The 19,311-nt window shown below is 58.7% G+C and carries 20 protein-coding genes and 3 pseudogenes; 11 read left to right on the forward strand and 12 right to left on the reverse strand.

What is annotated here, in order from left to right:
* The first annotated feature begins 231 nt into the window (after positions 1-231).
* Positions 232-684, forward strand: coding sequence for a transposase (locus EKH55_RS27905; protein WP_069456577.1), 453 nt, complete (start codon positions 232-234; stop codon positions 682-684).
* 253 nt (positions 685-937) lie between these two features.
* A complete protein-coding gene (locus EKH55_RS27910; protein WP_069456576.1) occupies positions 938-1,549 on the forward strand; it encodes a hypothetical protein in 612 nt (203 codons plus the stop codon).
* Between the two features lie 121 nt (positions 1,550-1,670).
* Here EKH55_RS27910 and EKH55_RS27915 read toward each other — a convergent pair whose 3' ends face one another.
* Positions 1,671-1,877 carry a hypothetical protein gene (locus EKH55_RS27915; RefSeq protein ID WP_069456575.1) on the reverse strand — a complete coding sequence of 69 codons (207 nt, stop codon included), beginning with the start codon at positions 1,875-1,877 and terminating at the stop codon, positions 1,671-1,673.
* A gap of 159 nt (positions 1,878-2,036) precedes the next feature.
* Between EKH55_RS27915 and EKH55_RS27920 the strand changes: the two are divergent.
* Positions 2,037-2,604, forward strand: a pseudogene (locus EKH55_RS27920) (DDE-type integrase/transposase/recombinase); the annotation flags it as partial.
* A 23-nt stretch (positions 2,605-2,627) separates the two neighbouring features.
* Here EKH55_RS27920 and EKH55_RS27925 read toward each other — a convergent pair.
* Both EKH55_RS27925 and EKH55_RS27930 read right to left on the reverse strand, forming a co-directional pair.
* On the reverse strand, positions 2,628-4,691 hold the full coding sequence (locus EKH55_RS27925; RefSeq protein WP_069456400.1) for a recombinase family protein: 2,064 nt from the start codon (positions 4,689-4,691) through the stop codon (positions 2,628-2,630).
* On the reverse strand, positions 4,681-4,878 hold the full coding sequence (locus EKH55_RS27930) for a hypothetical protein (RefSeq protein WP_069456401.1): 198 nt from the start codon (positions 4,876-4,878) through the stop codon (positions 4,681-4,683). Before EKH55_RS27930 ends, EKH55_RS27925 begins: the two co-directional genes overlap by 11 nt.
* Positions 4,879-5,515: 637 nt before the next feature.
* Here EKH55_RS27930 and EKH55_RS27935 point away from each other — a divergent pair.
* Positions 5,516-6,118, forward strand: coding sequence for a phasin family protein (locus EKH55_RS27935; RefSeq protein WP_083265148.1), 603 nt, complete (start codon positions 5,516-5,518; stop codon positions 6,116-6,118).
* 240 nt (positions 6,119-6,358) lie between these two features.
* Here EKH55_RS27935 and EKH55_RS27940 read toward each other — a convergent pair whose 3' ends face one another.
* Positions 6,359-6,985 (reverse strand): transposase, encoded by a 627-nt coding sequence (locus EKH55_RS27940; RefSeq protein ID WP_131820446.1) that lies wholly within the window; start codon positions 6,983-6,985, stop codon positions 6,359-6,361.
* Between the two features lie 303 nt (positions 6,986-7,288).
* Here EKH55_RS27940 and EKH55_RS27945 point away from each other — a divergent pair.
* The 4 genes and pseudogenes from EKH55_RS27945 to EKH55_RS27960 all read left to right on the forward strand — a co-directional run.
* Positions 7,289-7,576: pseudogene (locus tag EKH55_RS27945) on the forward strand (lytic transglycosylase domain-containing protein); the annotation flags it as partial.
* Positions 7,577-7,587: 11 nt separating this feature from the next.
* The gene (locus EKH55_RS27950; protein WP_069456420.1) at positions 7,588-7,926 is read left to right on the forward strand and encodes a TrbC/VirB2 family type IV secretion system protein; all 339 of its coding nucleotides are present in this window, start codon (positions 7,588-7,590) and stop codon (positions 7,924-7,926) included.
* A gap of 3 nt (positions 7,927-7,929) precedes the next feature.
* Entirely contained in the window at positions 7,930-8,229 is a 300-nt protein-coding gene (locus tag EKH55_RS27955) for a VirB3 family type IV secretion system protein (RefSeq protein ID WP_083265147.1), read from the forward strand.
* Between the two features lie 361 nt (positions 8,230-8,590).
* Positions 8,591-8,758 (forward strand): hypothetical protein, encoded by a 168-nt coding sequence (locus tag EKH55_RS27960; RefSeq protein WP_083265146.1) that lies wholly within the window; start codon positions 8,591-8,593, stop codon positions 8,756-8,758.
* Here EKH55_RS27960 and EKH55_RS27965 read toward each other — a convergent pair.
* Positions 8,755-9,372, reverse strand: coding sequence for a 6-carboxytetrahydropterin synthase (locus tag EKH55_RS27965; RefSeq protein WP_207543997.1), 618 nt, complete (start codon positions 9,370-9,372; stop codon positions 8,755-8,757). The two genes, EKH55_RS27960 and EKH55_RS27965, sit on opposite strands and share 4 nt — an antisense overlap.
* Before the next feature lie 171 nt (positions 9,373-9,543).
* On the opposite strand from EKH55_RS27965, the pseudogene istA reads away from it, so the two are divergent.
* Both istA and istB read left to right on the forward strand, forming a co-directional pair.
* Positions 9,544-11,116 (forward strand): annotated as a pseudogene (gene istA, locus EKH55_RS27970) (IS21 family transposase).
* Positions 11,049-11,783, forward strand: coding sequence for an IS21-like element helper ATPase IstB (gene istB, locus EKH55_RS27975; RefSeq protein ID WP_069456416.1), 735 nt, complete (start codon positions 11,049-11,051; stop codon positions 11,781-11,783). Before istA ends, istB begins: the two are co-directional and overlap by 68 nt.
* 142 nt (positions 11,784-11,925) lie before the next feature.
* Here istB and EKH55_RS27980 read toward each other — a convergent pair whose 3' ends face one another.
* Both EKH55_RS27980 and EKH55_RS27985 read right to left on the reverse strand, forming a co-directional pair.
* On the reverse strand, positions 11,926-12,774 hold the full coding sequence (locus tag EKH55_RS27980; RefSeq protein WP_151613983.1) for an IS3 family transposase: 849 nt from the start codon (positions 12,772-12,774) through the stop codon (positions 11,926-11,928).
* A complete protein-coding gene (locus EKH55_RS27985) occupies positions 12,723-13,073 on the reverse strand; it encodes a transposase (protein WP_069456383.1) in 351 nt (116 codons plus the stop codon). Before EKH55_RS27985 ends, EKH55_RS27980 begins: the two co-directional genes overlap by 52 nt.
* 128 nt (positions 13,074-13,201) lie before the next feature.
* Here EKH55_RS27985 and EKH55_RS27990 point away from each other — a divergent pair, with 128 nt between their 5' ends.
* Positions 13,202-13,807, forward strand: coding sequence for a hypothetical protein (locus EKH55_RS27990; RefSeq protein ID WP_069456385.1), 606 nt, complete (start codon positions 13,202-13,204; stop codon positions 13,805-13,807).
* A 71-nt stretch (positions 13,808-13,878) separates the two neighbouring features.
* Here the strand turns inward: EKH55_RS27990 and EKH55_RS27995 are convergent, their stop codons facing one another.
* The 5 genes from EKH55_RS27995 to EKH55_RS30220 form a co-directional block, all read right to left on the reverse strand.
* A complete protein-coding gene (locus EKH55_RS27995) occupies positions 13,879-14,595 on the reverse strand; it encodes a hypothetical protein (RefSeq protein ID WP_151613998.1) in 717 nt (238 codons plus the stop codon).
* Positions 14,596-14,609: 14 nt separating this feature from the next.
* Positions 14,610-14,999 carry a ubiquitination-like system serine protease family protein gene (locus EKH55_RS28000; protein WP_207544000.1) on the reverse strand — a complete coding sequence of 130 codons (390 nt, stop codon included), beginning with the start codon at positions 14,997-14,999 and terminating at the stop codon, positions 14,610-14,612.
* Complete coding sequence (locus tag EKH55_RS28005) at positions 14,968-16,365, reverse strand: ThiF family adenylyltransferase (protein ID WP_069456467.1); 1,398 nt, start codon at positions 16,363-16,365, stop codon at positions 14,968-14,970. The genes EKH55_RS28000 and EKH55_RS28005 overlap by 32 nt, the downstream gene beginning before the upstream one ends.
* Before the next feature lies 1 nt (position 16,366).
* The gene (locus EKH55_RS28010; RefSeq protein ID WP_083265155.1) at positions 16,367-17,233 is read right to left on the reverse strand and encodes a multiubiquitin domain-containing protein; all 867 of its coding nucleotides are present in this window, start codon (positions 17,231-17,233) and stop codon (positions 16,367-16,369) included.
* 81 nt (positions 17,234-17,314) lie between these two features.
* Positions 17,315-19,306, reverse strand: a complete 1,992-nt coding sequence (locus tag EKH55_RS30220) for a 3'-5' exonuclease (RefSeq protein WP_342585767.1) — start codon at positions 19,304-19,306, stop codon at positions 17,315-17,317.
* Between the last annotated feature and the right edge of the window lie 5 nt (positions 19,307-19,311).

Below are 19,311 nucleotides of genomic sequence, written 5' to 3' on the forward strand. Positions count from 1 at the left end.
GCCGGCGGCCTCCTCTCTAGAAGGAGTGCCCTGCGGCATCATACGGATACAGTTCGCGCTTGCGCCGGATCTGCGCCAAACTCGATTGAGCCAGGAGCCCTTCACCGTCGATCGCCAGGCTCCAGGCACAAACCACACATCAACGATCCGTAAAGCAGGACTCTGATGGTTGTGTTGACTCTGTGGTGCACTCAGCCGAAAACAGGCGATGACTAAAGGAGGGAATTGCTGATGGCTGACGAGAGTAATGCGGGACCAGTTGCTGCGGCTGTAGCGGACGCAGAAGTGAAAGCACCAACGACAAAGAAGCCGAGGTCGCCACGGCCTCAGAAGGTGGCTTCCGAACCGGCTCGATCAAAGACGCCGGCCGCTAGACCCAGGAGGTATAGCGAACAAGAGAAGAGCGAAAAGCTGAAGCTGATCGAGACGCAAGTCAGCGAAGGCAGCACCCTCAAGGACGCTATCAAGAGCGCCGGCATATCGGAGCAAACCTACTATCATTGGAAAGGTGCTGCGAAGCCTGTCGTGCAAAAGGACACCAAGAGCACCAAGCCCCTGCCGGCTGGTGATGAGTTGGCAGATCTTGTCCAGCTCGAAGAGGAAAACCAGAGGCTCCGCAAGCTGCTGGCGGAGAAGCTGCGAGCGGAAAATGCCGAACTGCGCAAGAGGCTCGGTCTGGGCTGACAAGACCGGGAATGCCGGGCGATAGTTTGTTCGCCGCTCTCGGTGTTGCGCCAGAAGTTTATATTTGCTCTCCGCTGGCCTGGTCGTGGCAAACGAAGCCGCGCTGCTTCCCGCTCTTACCGGTGAAAGGCGCGCTAGCTTGAGGTTGGCGCGCGGTTGAAGCGCGAGAGGAAGGGCTGTATTGCTGCGGCAGCAGGAATGCAGCTGCGCCAATCGGCGTTGCCTCTTTTACGTTGCCTGGGATCGAAAATAGATGAAGACGCCACAACGAAGATTCGTTGTTGAATTCAAGTCGGGGAAACGACAGCCGAAAGCTCAGACGAAATCAATCTGGGGAGACACGGATCTCAAGGCTTTGGCCCGCGAAGTGGAAAATACCGCGGCGCATCTGTTCAGTTCAAGTAAAGCACCTGGAACGCCTGACTCAGGTGAAATCGGGCCGGCTGATCCGATCACTGCCGAGCCTGTCAACGAACGCGCCACCGATGTCGACGTTGCACCTGCAGCGATACCAGTAGCCGATGGCGTAGAGATCGAAACCCTAAAGCACCATGAGGCCGATCATCCGGCCGAAGCGGTTGTGCAGGTGCAGGCGAGCCAACCTGCATCAAAGCCTCGAACGACATCAACCGGCACACCTCGAAAGCGCGCCAAGCGCGCGCCCGCCCAGACGATCGCGCACAACTCGAACGTTGGGCACGAGGATCGAGAGGCGCAGACTGGGACCGTCGACAATCCGATCTCCCTCGACGAGCTTGCTGCCCTGGAGGCGGACAACAAGCGCCTCAAGGGGTTGTTGGCTAAACACCTTCGTGCACAGAACCTTTGGCTCAAGAAGATGCTCGAACGATTTGATGCCGAATAGCGAGCTCGCATCACTTGCGTCGGAGCCAAGAAACCCGCTGAGATTCGCCCGTAGACCAAAGAAAATATGGAACCGTTCATTCCGAGGGGAGCGCCTCTGAATGTACCTGCCCTAGTCAGATTTATCCATCCATCAGCCCATTGAAAACTTCGAGCATGGCGTCACTGATGGCCCTGCCGAGCGCGGCGGCGGTCGCCGCCAACGCTTCCTCGTTCATGTCACGAGCGGCCATCGCGAAAGCTGCGCCCTCTGCCGTAACGATTTCCTGCGCGCGTTGGATCGCCCACAGGGCGAAGTCGCTTCGGCTGCTGATTTCCACGGTTTCCATGATTTATCCTGATTTGTTTGGGCGGTTGCCTTATAGCGAATTTGGTGGGGCGATGCAGTCAGGAAGAGTCGTACTTCAGAATGAGCCGGAATAGCCGAATGACGCAGCAGTTCGATCTCTTTGTTGCGAACGAGGCAGTATCAGTTCAAAATATGTCGGTACCGGCGGCTGTTCGTCCTGCTCAAGCGGGAGGGAGAGCCGTCCGGGGTCTATCGCATCTATCGTCTTTATCGCGAGGAAGGTCTTTCGGTCCGCAAGCGCAAAGCCAGACGCCGTGCCGTCGGCACGCGCGCGCCGATCCTCGTCGAAGCGAAGGCCAATGCTCGCTGGTCGCTGGATTTCGTCCACGACCAGTTCGCCTGCGGCAGACGCTTCCGCGTGCTCAACATCGTCGATGACGTGACGCGCGAATGCCTGGCAGCGATCCCGGACACGTCGATCTCCGGCCGCCGTGTTGCTCGCGAACTGACGACATTGATAGAACGGCGCGGCAAGCCCGGAATGATCGTCTCCGACAACGGCACCGAACTTACGTCGAATGCCATCCTCGCCTGGGCGAAGGACCACAAGGTCGACTGGCACTACATCGCACCGGGAAAGCCGATGTGAGACACGGTTATGTCGAGTCCTCAACGGAAGGATGCGCGACGAACTGCTGAACGAAAGCCTGTTCTTCGGTCTCGGCCATGCCCGCAGCGCCATCGCCGAATGGGTCGACGATTACAATCCTGTTTCATAACGCCCATCTTTCTATGTTGTTGAAGGGAATAGATTTTCCTGATCTGGAGGCGATCCCGTGGGGTATCTAGGGTTCTGTCGGGCGCGATGAACGATTTGTTGCGCTCGCGAAGTGGCGAGTTTTGACCGGCTGAAGATCCACGGACCGTCCGGCAAGGGATGAACGCCTTCGATCTCGCCGGCCTCTGCGGCTAGCCTCAACGTCTTTGGCGCGACCCCGAGCAACCGCGCCGCATCGCCCAGATTAAGCCAGGGCTCGATCCCGTCTGACTGCGGGCGAAAGACCGGAATCTTGCGGTATGACCGCAGTGCGGTGACCCGCTCGCGGGTCCAGCGATTGCCATTGCCGGTCATCAATCCATTGCGGTTGAGGACCCCGGCAATCACATCGTCGTTGGCGATGAGGACGAGTTGCCGCACCGCCTCAATGATGTCGTCGGGCGTGGCGTTTCGTTGCCCGCGATGCCGCTTCGGCAAGCGCAGTTCCGTGTGGATCCCGCCAACCCAATGGATGACGAGGACGATCTCCGAGGTCATATCGTCGAGATCGGCGATCACTTCATGAATAACCGTGCGCACGATGCGTTTCTTGAGCCTTGCATCGGTCGCTGGCGCTGCCCAGACGGTGCGAAGGCTCCCCGCAAGCGCTGCCATCTCCAATGTCGACATAGGCGTTGATTGTGGCGTCGCGGCTTGGTGGCTGGCGATCTTACTCTCCATCTCGCTGACGCGCGTGAGCGCCTTGTTCCAGCGCGCCTCAAGCTCCGACGTCACCAGCCGGTTCTCAGGATCAGCCGCGTCGTATTGCCGGAATGCCCGGTCGGCGGCGTAGCGTGCTGCCTCAAGATCGCGTAGGAGGGCGTCCTGGACCTGGTCGCGTTGGCTGGCCCTATTGCGCTCTGCTTCGACGGCGGCCGCGATGGCTCCCGGTTCGACCACCCCGAGCAGCGCCTCTTCGATCGCGTCATCGACCCGCAGGCCGCCGAAAGCGATGCAACGTGGCTCGCCATTGTCGAGCAGCCCTCGCCAGCAGGAGTAGCGCGGGATGTTATGGTTGGCCCCTGTGTATCGGACCGTCAGCTTCCGGCCGCATCTTTTGCAGCGGAAAAGACCGGCAAGCAGAGCGTCGCCATGCTTGGGCGCTCCATGATGGCGGCTGGCCGGTACATTGTCGCTGACCATCTTGCGGATCGCCTCCGCCCGTTCCCAACTGACGTAACCTTCGTGCGCATCCGGGATCAAGGCCAGCCATTCATCACGCGCCTTGCGACGAATTCCAGATCGGCCACCGTATCCCGGCACGGAACGACTCTTACCATAAGCATAAGCGCCGCCGTAGATCGGGTTCGCAATCATCCGGTGGATGGTCGCATAGTTGGGTCTGCGCCAGATGGCATCACCATTGGCGCGCCTGACCGGCAGATCCAACCCATGTTCGAGGAACCACAGCAGCGCCTGTCGTGCACTGCCGAGTTCGGCGACCTTGTTGAAGACGAGTGCAATGGCTTCCTGGATGCGCCGATCGGGATCTTTCTCGATCCTGTCGCCAACCTTCAAAAAGCCGACCGGGACCGTGACGACAAGCTCTCCGCGGCGGGCCTTCTCGTAGCGGGCGGAAAGGGAACGCTGACGCAAGAGATCGAGCTCATACTCGTTGAGGCTGCCCTTCAGGCCCAAGAGCAGCCGGTCATTGCCCTGGCGTGGGGCGTAAACCGCTTCCTGGTCGATCAGAACGGTATCAACGACGCGGCACATCTCGATGAGCTGCTGCCAATCGCGGCTGTTGCGGGCAAATCGCGACACCTCTCGTGCGGCCACAGCGCCCACCTTGCCGAGGCAGACCTCGGCGACCATTCGGTCGAAACCGGCACGGGTCACGCCTCCGGCCGCCGAACGACCAAGATCGTCATCCACCGTCTCAATGCGCGACCACCCAAGTGCTGTCAGCCGGTCGCGCATGGCGTATTGAAGAGCGCTGCTTTCGCGATTGTGCAGAACCTGAGAAACAGACGACTGTCGGACGTACAGGATGGCCTTGCGCTCCAGATGGTGTGGCCCGATCTTCTCATGCATCATGACCGGCCTCCTTCCGTTGAGAGGCGCGTCCGCCGTTTGCGTGGTCGATGAGCAGGCGCACCATGAGCGCCGTCAGGGCCTGGCGCGTCCCTTCCGGCAACTCCTGCCATTGCGGCATCGCCGCTGTCCTCCCGCTGTGTAGACCCGAGAACAGATCGAACTGATATGTCATGAACTGGCGTGGCATGGACATCTCTCCGACTCGCTTCGTGAGAGACCGATGCTGCGCTCATCTTGGCCGATTGTGATGGGCCGCCTGCCTCTTCAAGCAACCCGGCCAAAGATTGCAGGCAGGCAAGTTCAACATGCGCAAACGGCATGGTGCGCCAATTCGCACTCAGAGACCGATCGAACATCCATGCTGGTACTTCCAGAGATCTGCCAGAGGAAGCGCCGGAAAGGCTGCAACGGAAAACAGCGGTTCCCTTCGCGAGCACCTCATGAATATGAACGGGCCGCCCAAACCAGGGATGCCACGGATATAACAGCTCGCGAACTTCCGTCCCGTGGGTGTTCCGTTGTTTCGTTGTACGACGAGGTTCGCCCTCACAGCGCCATCGGCAAAAAACCGCCGATATCGCTCATGAATGGCTCCCGCGCATCCGGTCCGCCGTGAGCTGCCCCACGGGAAATCCCCCAGCCGGATGGTCCAAAATCGGGTCCCACGTCAATGAAAACCCAAGACTCTCCCGAAAGCTGGAGGGAATATGGGTCTCTGGTCAAAGACGTCAGGCTTACACCTTGGCTGAGATGCGACACATGCGTCGCATTTGTCGGCCCTCCGCCGCAAGGATGGACTTACGTGTCTTCGGCGAAGGCCTGATATGAAAGCAAAAATCCTATTCCTGCTCTCTGTCTCACGCATTGGCACAAGTCTTGAAGTATATGGTGAGCCGATCGGCGGTGCGCCGATCACAAAAAGGCAAAAAAACGGGAAACAGCCACGACCGTTTCCTCCCTTTTGGTCATTCATCGGAGATAAGTCTATGGTCAGGACCTCAGACAACCCCACTGAAAGAATCGACAGCCGATCCCCTGAAGCGACTAGATACCCTCGCGCCGCTGCCACGAGCGCAACCGCAAGCCTGGTGGACGGCATTCAGACCCTCACCTCAAGCGCTCACGCAGGTCAAGAAATGCAGAAACAGATCTCGGAAATCATAGTTCGGGCTGGCAATGAACTATCGTTGCGATCAACGGCAGCCCTGCAAGCGACTGTCGAGGCCGATCTAGGTCACCTTCAGGCGTTAGCTGCAGCAAAAACGCCCTCTCAGCTTTTCGAACTCCAATCGAAGTTCGCGCGGGAACGACTCGAACTAGCCTTCGGCCACGCGAGAGATTTTCAGGCCATAGCGTCGAAATTTCTAATAGACATAAACAAGTCATTGAGAGGAGTGTTCGACACATCCTCCCTGGCTTCGGAATAGCCGCGCGGGTTGCCCGGCACTTAGCCGCCTGTCATGCCGTCCGAATCTGCTCGGCATCCAGGACAGGGCAGAGAACGCAAACAGCGAGGAATGAAATCGGTCGTTCCTCAGAATCCCACAATGCGCCTCCCGATCGGGCAGATCATGGGACAGGTTCTTCACTGCAGCGCCACAACGACATAGGCGATCCGTCGAAGAGTAAGCGTCCGGCGCGGCGCAATTTTTGGCGAGGCGTTGTGCCTATGCCTCAATGCGAAGATGCCGGCGCGCACCATAGAGCGTCCACCCAAGGGCGTGCCCCAAGAAGTAGACTGTCAGGGAGCGGCGATCGATCGTTGATGCATTGGCGCAGGTGGTCGAATCCGGTGCGGAAGGTGGGTTTTCGGCGGTAGCCATGTGTTGCCCTTTTGATGCCGGTGCGGCCTTGGACCTTGCGGGCCACCCGTTGGGCGCAGGCAATGGTGATCCGACGATGGCGAGGAGCAGGCAGACCTTGTTCGGCTGCCGCCGGCGGGTATCTTCGATGTTGAGGCCGCGCGTCTTGGTTTCGGCAAAGAGGCATTCAATCTGCCAGCGTCGGCGGTAAAGTCCGTCGGCCCGGCGTGGGTCTCGGTTGGTGGCAAGCACAAGGCGTTCGCCCGTTTTGATCGTCTTTGCCGCGAGCGCGAAGCGTTGTGCCGAAGGCGGCTTCATGCCTTCGAAGCGCAGGCCCGACATGGTCTCGCGGTTGCGCCAGAGCCGGTGCGAGAACAGCGTCTCGACGTCGGTGTGGGCGGCCGTCAGCGAGCACCACGGAGAGGTTCTGCTTGACGCGAATGACGAAGGGAATGTCTGTTTCCACAGGGAAATCAAACCATTGTGCGCCAATGAAGTCGCGATCAGCGACCAAAAGGGCGATCTGGTCCTTGCCGAAGAGATCACAGAAGCGGCGGATGAGGGCGATGCGCGTCGATCATCGTCCACAGCAGCGGCACCCGCGCCTTCCTGCCGGCGATCGCAGCACCAGGACGTTGATGTCGGTCTTGCCGAGCTGCCACCACCTGGATCCGGGACCGCCGGCGGCCGCCGACACTGAGCGAGGTTGGCGGGCCGTCGCGGCGCTCAGCCGTCTCCAAAGAGGCGAGACGCTCTGTCCCGTTTGGCTGGCCGGTATGGGTGAAGCACAGTGAGCGGTTTCTGCTTGATGAGTTTCAGAACCCGCTCCTCGTCGCGGCTGCCTACAACAGCGGCGAACAGCGGATCTACCAACACGGCGGCATTCCGCCGTTCCAGGAAACAGTCGGATACGTCGCCAAGGTGGTGAACTATCAACTCGGGCTGCCAATGCCGTCGGCGAAAGGCAAGGCGAGGCCGGCTGCCGCTTCACAGGCGGTCTCGGATGCGAGTGGCAGCGGCGACGCCGGTGCCATCGCCGTGAAGAAGACCGGCAAGTTTGTCGGCGGTGTGATGCACTTTTGAAGGAGAGAAACATGCAATTTGAAATGCAAACGAAGAAGTCTCAGGCGGTGAAGCTCGCAGCCACGCTCGGCATCGTGGCGGCATTCCAAGTCGCGGGAGCTGACGTGGCTCTGGCGCAGAGTGCAGGGGGCGCGTTCGGGCCGCTGCAGACGGCGGTGCAGATGATCGTCGATTTCATCACCGGCCCGTTCGGCCGGCTGCTCGCGATCATCGCCGTTATTGGGCTTGGCTTTCTGGCATTCGCCGGACGCTTGTCGTGGTTCACTGCCGGCGCGGTGGTGATGGGAATCGGTCTGGTGTTTGGCGCACCCGCGATCGTCGACGAGATGATCTCGGCGGTCGTTCAGTGACCGATGAGTGAGTTTCAGGACGAAAAACCAGCTCTGACGCCGTTGGTGATCGGGTTAACCCGATCACCAACGCTTTGGGGCGTACCCTACATGGCGGTGGTGCTGATTGTTGGCGTCACCATCATCGGCTGGCTTGCAACGAACGACCTGCTGGCGTTGCTCATCGCGCCGGTTGCTTACCTTGTGCTGTTCTCGCTCCGCACCTGGGACAACAGGATCCTCGACGTGATGCAGGTGACGTCCCGCAAGACGCCCCGCACGCCCAACAAGCGCTTTTGGGGCACCAACTCTTACGGACCGTGACCATGCTGAAAGTCGTCAAAGGAGAGCTTGGATTCGGCCGGGTCGCCAGCAATGAGCGGCCCATGTCGACTCACATTCCGTAATCCTCGCTTTGGCACATCAGATCATCAATTTGGACCGGAAGCTGTCAACCGTCCCCCAGATCAGGGCTCAGCAATAGCTTCTACTCGAAAGCGGTGGTTCTTGTAGCTGACGGTTGGCGTGTTCATAGCGATCGATTAGCCATCACACGTTAAGCGACCAACAACGTGACAACGCCCGTCAGGCTGATCCATTGGATGCCGATCGATGCTCCGCTCGGCGTGATTTCCTGTGTTGCCAGGGCGCATCGGCTTGGCCGCCGCCGGTGTTGTTCAGGGCAATGCTACTGCCGGTCAGGTACGACCTGTCCGACGTCAAGCTCGCCGAAGACCTAGATTACCGCGCCTCCTTTCGGCGCTTCTGTGAGTATCGGCTTCGAACTGACGCCGGAGCGCGCCCAGAGGAGGCCGTTCGCGCAGCTTCGCGCCGACCGGCCGGGTTTGTTTAAAAACGCTGGGAAAACGTAGATCGCTCATGAGAGCCTAGATTTCCGCCCTCTCCCGCAATGCCCCCTATTTCGTTTGGAAACTTTTCAGAATGACTATGTCTCGGAGACAACCCCGGCCTCGAACGGCCGAGGTCCGGTGCATGATACGTGGCCATGCAATTGGGTGTTTCCCAAACGACGACGCTCAGGAGATCGGCGCGGTTGCCGCTTCGCAATCTGACCCGGGGTGCCAATCTTCGAAACCAGTGTTTCGCGAGGTTTTCCGCAGTAGGCACCTGCGACAACAAGAGGGTCTTGCCGAACGGACCTTCAATCAGCTTCTGACCGGTTTCGCGTACCTCGGCTCGATATTGCTGCATTACCTCTGCCGACGCCTCTCTTGAGGTGAAGGGAAGAAACGAAGCGATCCAGGGATCATCGACCCAGATCATCATGCCGTGATCGCAGCAGGCATCGATCTCTCCCATCATTTCGGTTTTGAGAAAACCGAAATCCAACACCATACCGGTCTGCTCCCCTTCATCGCAGAGAGGCCCAAGGCATGTTGCCGCGATCCTGTACCGGTGCCCGTGCAGATTGTGACACTTGGATTCATGATGTGGGATGCGATGCATCTATACCGATCTCCCGCGTAATCAAATGATGTTCCGGCATGGCGTCCCCCCTGTGTGAGTCTCTATGTGTTTCGGCATGCAATTTTGACCAATGGCGGGGTGATCGGCATCGAAAATTGACCCCCCTTTGGAAAGATCGTCCATCCGGTCATTTGCGGATGGAGAGGGGAGTTGAAGACAGTGGACACGATTGCCCGCGTGCGTCGCGCCTTCCATGTTCAGGGTTGGTCGGTCAAGAAGATCAGCCGCGACCTGCATGTCTCGCGCAACACCGTGCGCAAGATACTGCGCTCCGACGAGACCTCCTTCAGCTACGAACGGGAACGCCAGCCTCTGCCGCGGATCGGACCGTGGCGGGAGCATCTGGATCGATTCCTGATCGCCAACGAGGGGAAATCCTCGCGCGAGCGGCTGACGCTGATCCGGATTTACGAAGAGGTCCGGGCGCTCGGCTATGAAGGCAGCTACGACGCCGTTCGGCGCTATGCGCGAGCGTGGTCGAAGAAGCGCGGCGCGGTGACAGCGGAGGCCTATGTGCCGCTCTACTACGCGCCGGGCGAGGCCTACCAGTTCGACTGGAGCCACGAGATCGTCCTGATCAACGGTGTCACTGTGACGGTGAAGGTCGCCCATCTCCGGCTCTGCCACAGCCGGATGCTGTTCGTGCGGGCCTATATGCGCGAGAGCCAGGAGATGGTGTTCGACGCGCATGACAAGGCCTTCGCCTTTTTCCGCGGCACCTGCACGCGCGGCATCTACGACAACATGAAGACGGCGGTGGAGACGGTCTTCGTCGGCAAGGACCGGCAATACAATCGCCGCTTCCTGCAGATGTGCAGCCATTACCTGGTGCAGCCGGTTGCCTGCACGCCCGCCTCCGGCTGGGAGAAGGGACAGGTCGAGAACCAGGTCGGTCTCGTGCGCGAGCGCTTCTTCACGCCGCGCCTGCGCGTCAAAAGTCTGGAGGAGCTGAACGTCTGGCTGCTCGACAAGTGCATCGCCTATGCCCGAGCGCATCGCCATCCCGAGCAGACCGACCGGACGATCTGGCAGGCCTTCGAGGTCGAGCGCGGCTCGCTGGTCGGTTATGCCGGACCGTTCGACGGTTTCCACTCAACCCCGGCCTCGGTGTCGAAGACCTGCACAGTGCGCTTCGACAACAACAAATATTCCGTCCTCTCGACCGCCGTCGGCCGCCCCGTCGAGGTGCAGGCCTATGCCGACCGGATCGTCATTCGCCAGGACGGGGTGATCGTCGCCGAACACGCCCGCTCATTCGGCCGCGGTGAGACGATCTACGATCCGTGGCATTACGTGCCTGTTCTCGCCCGCAAACCCGGCGCTCTGCGCAACGGTGCGCCGTTCCGGGAATGGGTTCTGCCCGCGGCGATGGAGAAGGTGCGGCGCAAGCTGAAGAACGCCCCGGACGGCGATCGGCAGATGGTCGCGATCCTCGGATGCGTCGCGACCGATGGATTGCCGGCCGTCGAAGCGGCCTGCCAGGAAGCCCTCGATCACGGCGTCTTCTCGGCCGCCGTCATCATCAACATCCTCGCCCGCGCCCGCGCCCGCGATCCCGCGCCGGCCGAGCGCCTTTCCATTCCCGACGCGCTTCGGCTGACCCATGAGCCGGTGGCCGATTGCGCCCGTTACGACAGCCTCAGGAGGGCAAGCTGATGGAACGCACGCAGGTTCTCGAACTGATGAGCACGCTGAAGCTCTTCGGCATGCGCAGCGCTTATGACGAGATCATGGGGAACGCCATCAAGCGGCAGCACGAGCCGCCGCGTATCGTCGGCGACCTGTTGCAGTCGGAGATCGCCGAGAAGCAGGCGCGCTCCATCCGCTACCAGCTCACAATCGCCAAGCTGCCGTTCGCCAAGGACATCGACGACTTCGACTTCGACGGAACGCCCATCAACGAGGGGCTGATCCGCGAACTCGCCACCGGTAACTTCCTGGCCGAACAGCACAACATCGTCCTCGTCGGCGGAACGGGAACCGGCAAGAGCCATCTGGCCATCGCCATCGCGCGTGCCCTCATCCGTAACGGCTCGCGCGGTCGCTTCTTCAATGTCGTCGATCTCGTCAACCGGCTCGAGACCGAAGCCCGCTCCGGCAAGCAGGGGCGGCTCGCCGATTATCTGAATCGCCTCGACTTCATCATCCTCGACGAGCTCGGCTATCTGCCCTTCGCTCAGGCCGGCGGCCAACTCCTGTTCCATCTGATCAGCAGGCTCTACGAGCGCACCTCCATCATCGTAACGACGAATCTCGCCTTCGGAGAATGGCCGAGCGTCTTCGGCGACGCCAAGATGACCACCGCCCTTCTCGACCGGCTGACGCACCACTGCGAGATCGTCGAGACCGGAAACGAGTCCTGGCGCTTCAAGAACCGCTCGCAAGGCTAAAGCCGGATTCCTCCATCACCCGCACTTGGCCCGCCCTCTGCAACCCCGGCCAGCGCCGGGCTGGCCAAGTGCTGATCCGCGGTGCGTATGGGGGTCAATATTGGATGCCGATCTGGAGTGCGCCCCTTGGGGTGGACAGTGATCAGGCTGCGGTTTTGCCCGTCTGCCGGATGTGTTGATCCTCGAACTGCTGCGGACTGAGATAACCCAGCGCCGAGTGCAGCCGTCGTTTGTTGTAGATGGTCTCGATGAAGTCGGGAAGATGTTCGATGACGTCGTCATAGGTTTGGAACGCCATCGGATACACGGCCTCGACCTTGAGCGTCTTCATGAAGCTTTCGGCCTTTGCATTGTCGTAGGGGTTGCCTCGGCGCCCCATGGAACCGGCTAGCCCGTGATGGCCGAGGTGTTGGCGATAGGTTTCCGCAGCGTATTGCGATCCACGATCGGAATGGTGGATGCAGCCGGCCGGTGGTCGTCTGCATTCGATGGCCGTCTTCAGTGCCGCCAAAGTCAGACGGGCATCGATTGACCGTCCGATGGCATACCCGACGACCATCCGTGACCAGGCATCAAGGATGACGGCGACATAGACGAAGCGATCCGGCAGGGCAACGTAGGTTATATCTGCCTGCCAGAGCTGGTCCGGTCCGGTCGGAGCGAATTCGCGCGCCAAATTCGGAAAGATCGGCCCATTGTGATCGCTGTCGGTCGTGGCAACGAAGCGCCGCCTGACCTTCGGCTGCAACCCGTGTTCGCGCATTAGACGGCGGATCTTCTTGTGGTTCACGACAAGGCCCTTTTGACGAAGAGCTGCGCCGACGCGGCGATAGCCGTAGAACTCGAACTCGTCGCAGATCGCAAACATGGCTTCGACGACAGCGGTGTCGTCGGCCTGCCCATCGCGGCGGTCATAATAGGTCGAACGAGCGATCCCCATCAGTCGACATCCTTCCGAGACGGAGATGCCATGGGGCCGGTGATGACGGATGTAGTCTCGTTTCTCGGCCGCGGTGCGTTTTTCAGTGCCCCCTTTAGAAACTCCAGTTCCAGAGCCTGTTTGCCGACCAGGCGCTCGAGTGCTGCAATCCGGGCCTCGTACGCCTGAATGAGGTCAGCGGCCTGAGCATCCTCGTCGAAGGCTCCTTCCTCATATTTGCTGACCCAGATGCGGATCAGTTGGCGTTGGAGGTCATGCCGTCTTGCCAGACCGTGCAGTGTCTCGCCGGACAGATATTCCTGCACGACTTGGCGCTTAAACTCGATGCTGTGGCTGCGATGTTTTGCCATGGTTCTCTCTGCGAAAACACGGCAGACATGGTCAATTCCATTTCCCAATCTGTCCACCCTAAGGGGCGCACTCCAATCGGGGGTCAAAGTTCAGTGCCGATTGACAGTCTTATCGAGCCGGAGCTAAAATGTACTATCTTTCCGCGTATCAAGCTGGCCAGTTCGGCTACGTTCATACCCTCGCTACTGCGACTGAATGGGATGCGTGGCTTGTAAGGGTCATACCGAACGTTCTCGATTCTGACGTCCGCAGCCGGCTTCGCTCCAACCTAAAGCACATTTTGGTTGGTATGGAGATGAAGGCTGGATTGATTACGCCCCATGCGACGCGAGGAGCGGGCAACGCATCGGTGCTATTTGAGCCCTACTATACCATGATGATCTTCGAGTTCTGCGTTGGCGCATTTTCCGTCTGCGAAGGGTTGGGAACGGCCTTCCGCCTGAGGGATGTCGGCAATAACGGAGCCAATGCCCCGCGTATCGCTCCGAACCACTGGATTGCTTCTCTTGTCGCGGTTGCCGACCCGAACGGAAACCTTGATCTCGAAGCCAAGGTTCGAGGAATTAAATCCGTCCGTGACAAGATGCATCAGGATCGGTTAGGTGCGCGGCAGGAGATCGATTGGCACGCTTTCAGCTATGATGACGCTTTTCTACCAGCGAAATCGGCCATTCTGGCGCTATTGCAAATTGCCCCCCATCACGTTCCACCCGCCACAAATCTCACTGCTTAGTTTCGAGGGACTTGCCGACCGTAGCCGGAAGCATACTACACCCCACCGACAGCGCCAGAGTAGCCGAGGATTCAGCCGGTGGCCGTGATCTTATCGACATATCTAAGCTCACCGGTTGTCTTGTCCATTTCCACCAAGCGACTGACGTTACAGGTTGCACACTTCACATCGACGACCCCATCGAGAATCAGGGAAGCCATCGTAGCGGCCAAATCAGAACCGCAGGTCTCGCAACAAATCGGAAGTCCGCCGGCAAATTGGATACCGTAGACTTCAGATCCCAAAACCTCCTTGAGCCGGATGTGAATGCGGTTCGCCTCAGTCCTCAGTTTAGTTTCTTCTATCGACTTCCCTTTCTTGAGCTGGGAAATGGTTCGCTGATGAAGGAAACTTCCGAGAGATCGATGGGCCTTTTCCACCCAGTTGACGGTTAAGCGTCGATCAATTCCATCGAAGAGTGGGGGGCCACCGACGGGGGCGCCATTCTCGCCAACTTCGCGGACCTGAACCCGAAGCGACGTATCGACGAGTCGGTCGTGTGCGGAAAGGAGTTCCAGGACTTTGTTGGGTTGCCAATGTTGATGTGCCTCCGCGACGTCGGGGCTCAGATTTTTCTCGTAGGCTTGGAGCGTTTCATACACGATTGCCTCGATTGCTAGACGAAGCTCGAGGCAGGCGTAAACGAGTTGCTGCCCTTCACCGCAAAGCAGCTCCTCAGCTAATTTAAGGCGCTTCCGCGCTTGTTCGCGAAAAGGAAAATGCGCAACTTGGGATACCTGCTCATTCATTGAAACGCTCTTCTCTATGCGGTGGGCCGCCCGCCGGGGCACCATTCGATCTCGCCGTTTGTGATCCAGAAGTGGCAGCCACATTCATTTAACTGGTGAACCGAAGGTTTGAGCGTCGGACGGTTCCAGAAATCCAATGTCACTTGCCATTTCGGCCGTCGAGTGGGGTTAAGCGAAAGTGCAATCATCTTACCGCAACCGCCGGGGCAGGTCAGGCACGCCCATTTTGCGACGTCGCCATCGCGAACGACGACGACATCCTTTTCTGGCAACTCGCCGGTCGACGGATATTTGGACGAGAGCCCCGCAAGCCGGTCAAACTTGAGCAACCCGAAGAAGCGGAGGGTGAGTGCTATCGTTCTTCGCATGATCTCACCCTGCCATATCGAGGAAGGGCGATACATCGCCGGCTCCACGTGAGTCATCGGATTGGCAAACCGGGCAACCTTCTCGGGCCTTGAAGTCCAGAAACCGATCATCGCGAACATGCCAGCGTCTGACACGGGTTGGGATCATTCCATTAGCGCCGTGAAATCCAGTAAGTGCGGCAATCATTTCATTGACGGCAACAGATGCCATCTCGGTCGTAAACGTCACGACCGCGGGGGCGGGATCACCGGCGCCAACGACGTAGGCCTCGACCTTACGGCGTCGAAATTCATCCGGCTGATTGCGTTCGAGCTCTTCTTCCTGCGCGCGAATGGCGTTCACAACACCACCGCAAATCAAACAGGGGCGGCCCGGAACTACCGTCGTGACCCGTCCATTGAGATCATGTCCGTGCCCCTGAGCCGCTGCGACCATGCGCAAGCCGACGTCGATGACGGGGATACCGTAAAAATGGGCAAGGCGATTGATCAAAATTCGTCCTGAGTTGTCGTCGGTGCATCCGAAGACAAAGTCGGATGCCTTGAGCGCATCTCGGACCCGCGCAACGTTTATCCAGTCCTGCGCGATTTCAACATGGCATCCGATGCCCATCAATTCGATCTCTCGCTTAAGGACCTCGACTTTCGGTCGTCCGATATCGTCGCGGCGTGCTCCATGGACCCGGTTTAGGTTTGTCTCGTCAATCACATCCTTATCGACGAGGAATATGTGCCCAACCCCAAGCCGAGCCAACAGAAGCGCGACCGGGCTACCGGTACCGCCGCACCCGACGACGCATACGCGTAACGGTGCGAGATTGTCGTTGAAGCTCTGCCCAAACAGCCGGCGCTGACGGTCCAGGTGGTGATGGACTCTGTTCTTAGCGAGATAACGTTGATCTCGCCGATATCGTCCACCGACGACCTGAACAGCGTCAGCCATGGTGTAAGCATCGGCGCTATGCCAGATTCGCCCGCAGACTGCGCCGTCTCCGCCGAGAACGATACTGACAAGACCTCTCGCGCCCTTCTGGTGAGCCGTCCGCGCAAGCTCTCGCTCGTTGGCGTCGTCCTGATCGGAGAAAAATGCATGACTGCCCGGATGGGTGTGAAAGATTGCGGGAATCTTGCCCGCGATCGCAGCGTCGCCGAGCATCCGCATGAAGCTGCGGGTACTCCATGTCACATGCACACCGGACGAGCTGAGCATGTCTGTTGCGGGAATCTCAATGACCCGATGTGAAATTAGACGGTGGCGCGGGGCGCCCGACCAAGGATCCTCAGCGATATCCGACGATCCAAACAGAATGTAGCTAGCTGCTTCCGGAGACGTAGCGTCCGGAAGCAGGCCCGTGAGGATCTGCATATGTTGCTCGAGAAAAGTAATGTCCAGCATCGTCATTTCACTTTGCCTTCTCGAAAGCCATCTGGGCTCGGGTCACCATGGTGCGGATGCCATCGATGCCTGCGCGCCATTCCGCATGTCGGGACCAGCGCTGCCAGCTGGCGCCGGCGAAAAGCTGCGGAACATCCGCGCACGCCGCGTACGTGTTTGTCGCATTCAGCTTGATCCAGGGCAGCGTGTAGAACATATCGACGCTGGCATCGGGATAACCCGCCGGAAGCTGGATCATCACGTCGACCTTGTCGTGATCGAACTTGCCCGGAGGAAGGGCAAAATCCTTGATCACGACCGCTCCGATACCGCCATCGTTGATGATCTCATAAGCCAGTCCATGCGCTTCCAGAAAGCGACGGTCAGCGGAGGGGAGGGTCTCCAGGCCCTCCGTGGTTTCACTGATCACGGTGATGAAGCGCTCGATGCCCTTGCCTGCCAGATCGACCAGATCGTGATCCTCGATCAGGCGATCATGACCGCCGCGCACTTCGAGATAGATGCTGTAGCGAGCGTCGACACCGGCCAGGTTGCGAAGTGCCTTGCCGCTGATCAGATTCTTGCCCCAGGACATCTGGCGGCTTTCAATCGTGAAATTGAAGGAACGGTCGCTCTCAAAGTAGGCGAACGTTTCAACGCCCTTTGCGCGAAGATCGAAGGTTTCGTCGAGGCGGATATCCTCGAACTCACCGTTGGGGAGGATGGCGAAGAGGCTGTAGTTCTCCACGTCACGTACGCCGGCAGCCGAAAGGAGCTGGCTCCCCACAGGGACCGGATCACCAATCGAGGCATCGCGATACGAAATACCGTCAGTGGTGAAGCGAATATGGAAGGGCTTGTTGCCAGAGCCCGCCGCGTTGTTAATTTCAGACATTTCTTTTTCTCCAGGAGCGCTCGCTTGATTGCGATGCGTCTCTGGAGTGTTAATCGGAGCTGAAATGGCAGACCGGTAATTTTATTCAGATTTTTTTGAAAGCGGGCCGGGAGGTACGGGGCCGCAGATGAAAAATGCAGGGCATCGATGGCATGTCCGATTACTTGGCTTCGCAGGGAAGCGGCCGCTCGCAACCCCGCCGACAATGTCGCCTATCTTCTGACGACGGCTGGCAAGTTTGTCGAATTCGAGCCTGATCGGTACTTCGTCAGCGAGATTCATCAATTCGACCGTGGCATTCGGAAATGCGTCTCGGACCGCCATAAAGAAGGAACTGGCCGCCAAATCTGACTGTGAAGCCTTTGTTCCATGCCCCGTGCGTATCCTTCGAGCGACGATCCTGCCATCGGCCGTCTGAAGCAGCTCATCCACGCGGACGGCGACCTTGATCGTGCCAGCAGAAATTGAAAGCCCATAGTTGTCCTTGAGTGAATAACCTTGCCTGCTGTCGAGCAGGTTGGAGATCAACACTTGGGCGATCGCTAGATAATCATCGACATAACCGCTTTCGTCGAGACCGTGAGCCGTCATCGCTGCTTGCAACCGACCAAAGGCTTCTGAAACAACAACAGCCGCGGGGTCAGAGGTTGTGATCCAATCAACCACGTCTTGGACCGCGTCGTGCATTTTCATAAAGGTGGACTCAACTCGCCGGCCGCCCGTCTGAAGCACATAGGTGTAAAGGAACCGACGAGGACACTTCTCATAGATGGCCAGCTGAGTATCTTTGAACGTTGGCCTACCGTCGAAACGCAGATCGATAACTTCCTCGCTCTTCGTCGGAAGCCGCACTGTTGGGTTCTTTGGTAGCTGAACCATCGGAGGTATCAGTCGCGCTACAAACGGTGAAACTGACCAGCTGTGGCCATTTGCCTTCTTTGTGGGCGAATAGAGAAAGAGGCGGTCTCTTGCCCGAGACAAGGCGACATAGAATAGACATTCCTGCTCATCGAGATGCGCAGCGGATCTAACCGCCGCCGCCTTGCCCGGCACCTCCTTAACGAGACCGTCGGGCGATTCTATGCCCTGAAAATGGTTTGGTGATCGGGGAATACTATCAGTGCTGATTCCGGGAAAATGAACCGCTCGAAATTCAAGGCCCTTGGATCCATGTACGGTCATTAGCCGCACGGCGTCGAGTCCGTGCGCAGCATTTGGCAACTGACGTAGATCTCGGTCATCGGCAAGACGAACAAGGCGCCTCACTCGATCGAGGAGCCGTCTGATAGGCAAGCCTTTGCCACTAGGCTGTGTGCGGCAAAAGTTGAGAAGTTGCCAGATCGCTATTCCGCGTGCTCGGGACGAGATTGTCGCTGCCTCAGCAATTCCGGCCGCTATTCGAGTGCGATCAAGCAAAAGCGAGACGAGCACTTCCCATGGCTGCGAGGCCTCGTGCAGGCCAGAAAGAGCACGCGCCGCTTTCGCCAGCGCATTCCTGCCATCAAAGGAAAGGTCCGGCAGATCTTCTTCCCCAAAAGTCCAGATAGGACCCGGTGCCTTCCCTTTGCTAACGGCGTCCAAGATAACACCAACGTCCTCAAGCGACATCGAGAAGTCGTCCATGGTCGCAAGGCGCACGAGACCCATCGGTTTGCGATCTACCAGAAGTGATAGGAATGATAGGAGGTCCTTGACTTCCTCCCGCTCGAAGATACTGCCGAGATAAAGCACTGGGATATTCAACGTTTCCAATGCAGAACCGATCTTTGCGAGGCGATCGTTACCGGTGCAAAGAACCGCTTGATCTCTGTAAGAAATCCCGAGGTTTTGCATTTCGGAGATGGCATCAGCTACAGCTTCTGTTTCATTTTGAGCTGAAACGGTCAGCCTGTGCTCCGGGGAACAACCCGAGGAGCCTCGATGTGCTTCGAGTGAACTATCGCGGCCTTGCGCAACGTTCATATTGACCGCAAAATTTGAAAAGGTACTGACGATCTCCTGTGTCGAGCGATAGTTGACCTCAAGCCGGCCGATACTCGCACCAGGGAAATCTCCCGTTGCGAATTTCGTCATGTTGA

Source organism: Sinorhizobium alkalisoli (assembly GCF_008932245.1).
In the GTDB taxonomy this organism is placed as follows: domain Bacteria; phylum Pseudomonadota; class Alphaproteobacteria; order Rhizobiales; family Rhizobiaceae; genus Sinorhizobium; species Sinorhizobium alkalisoli.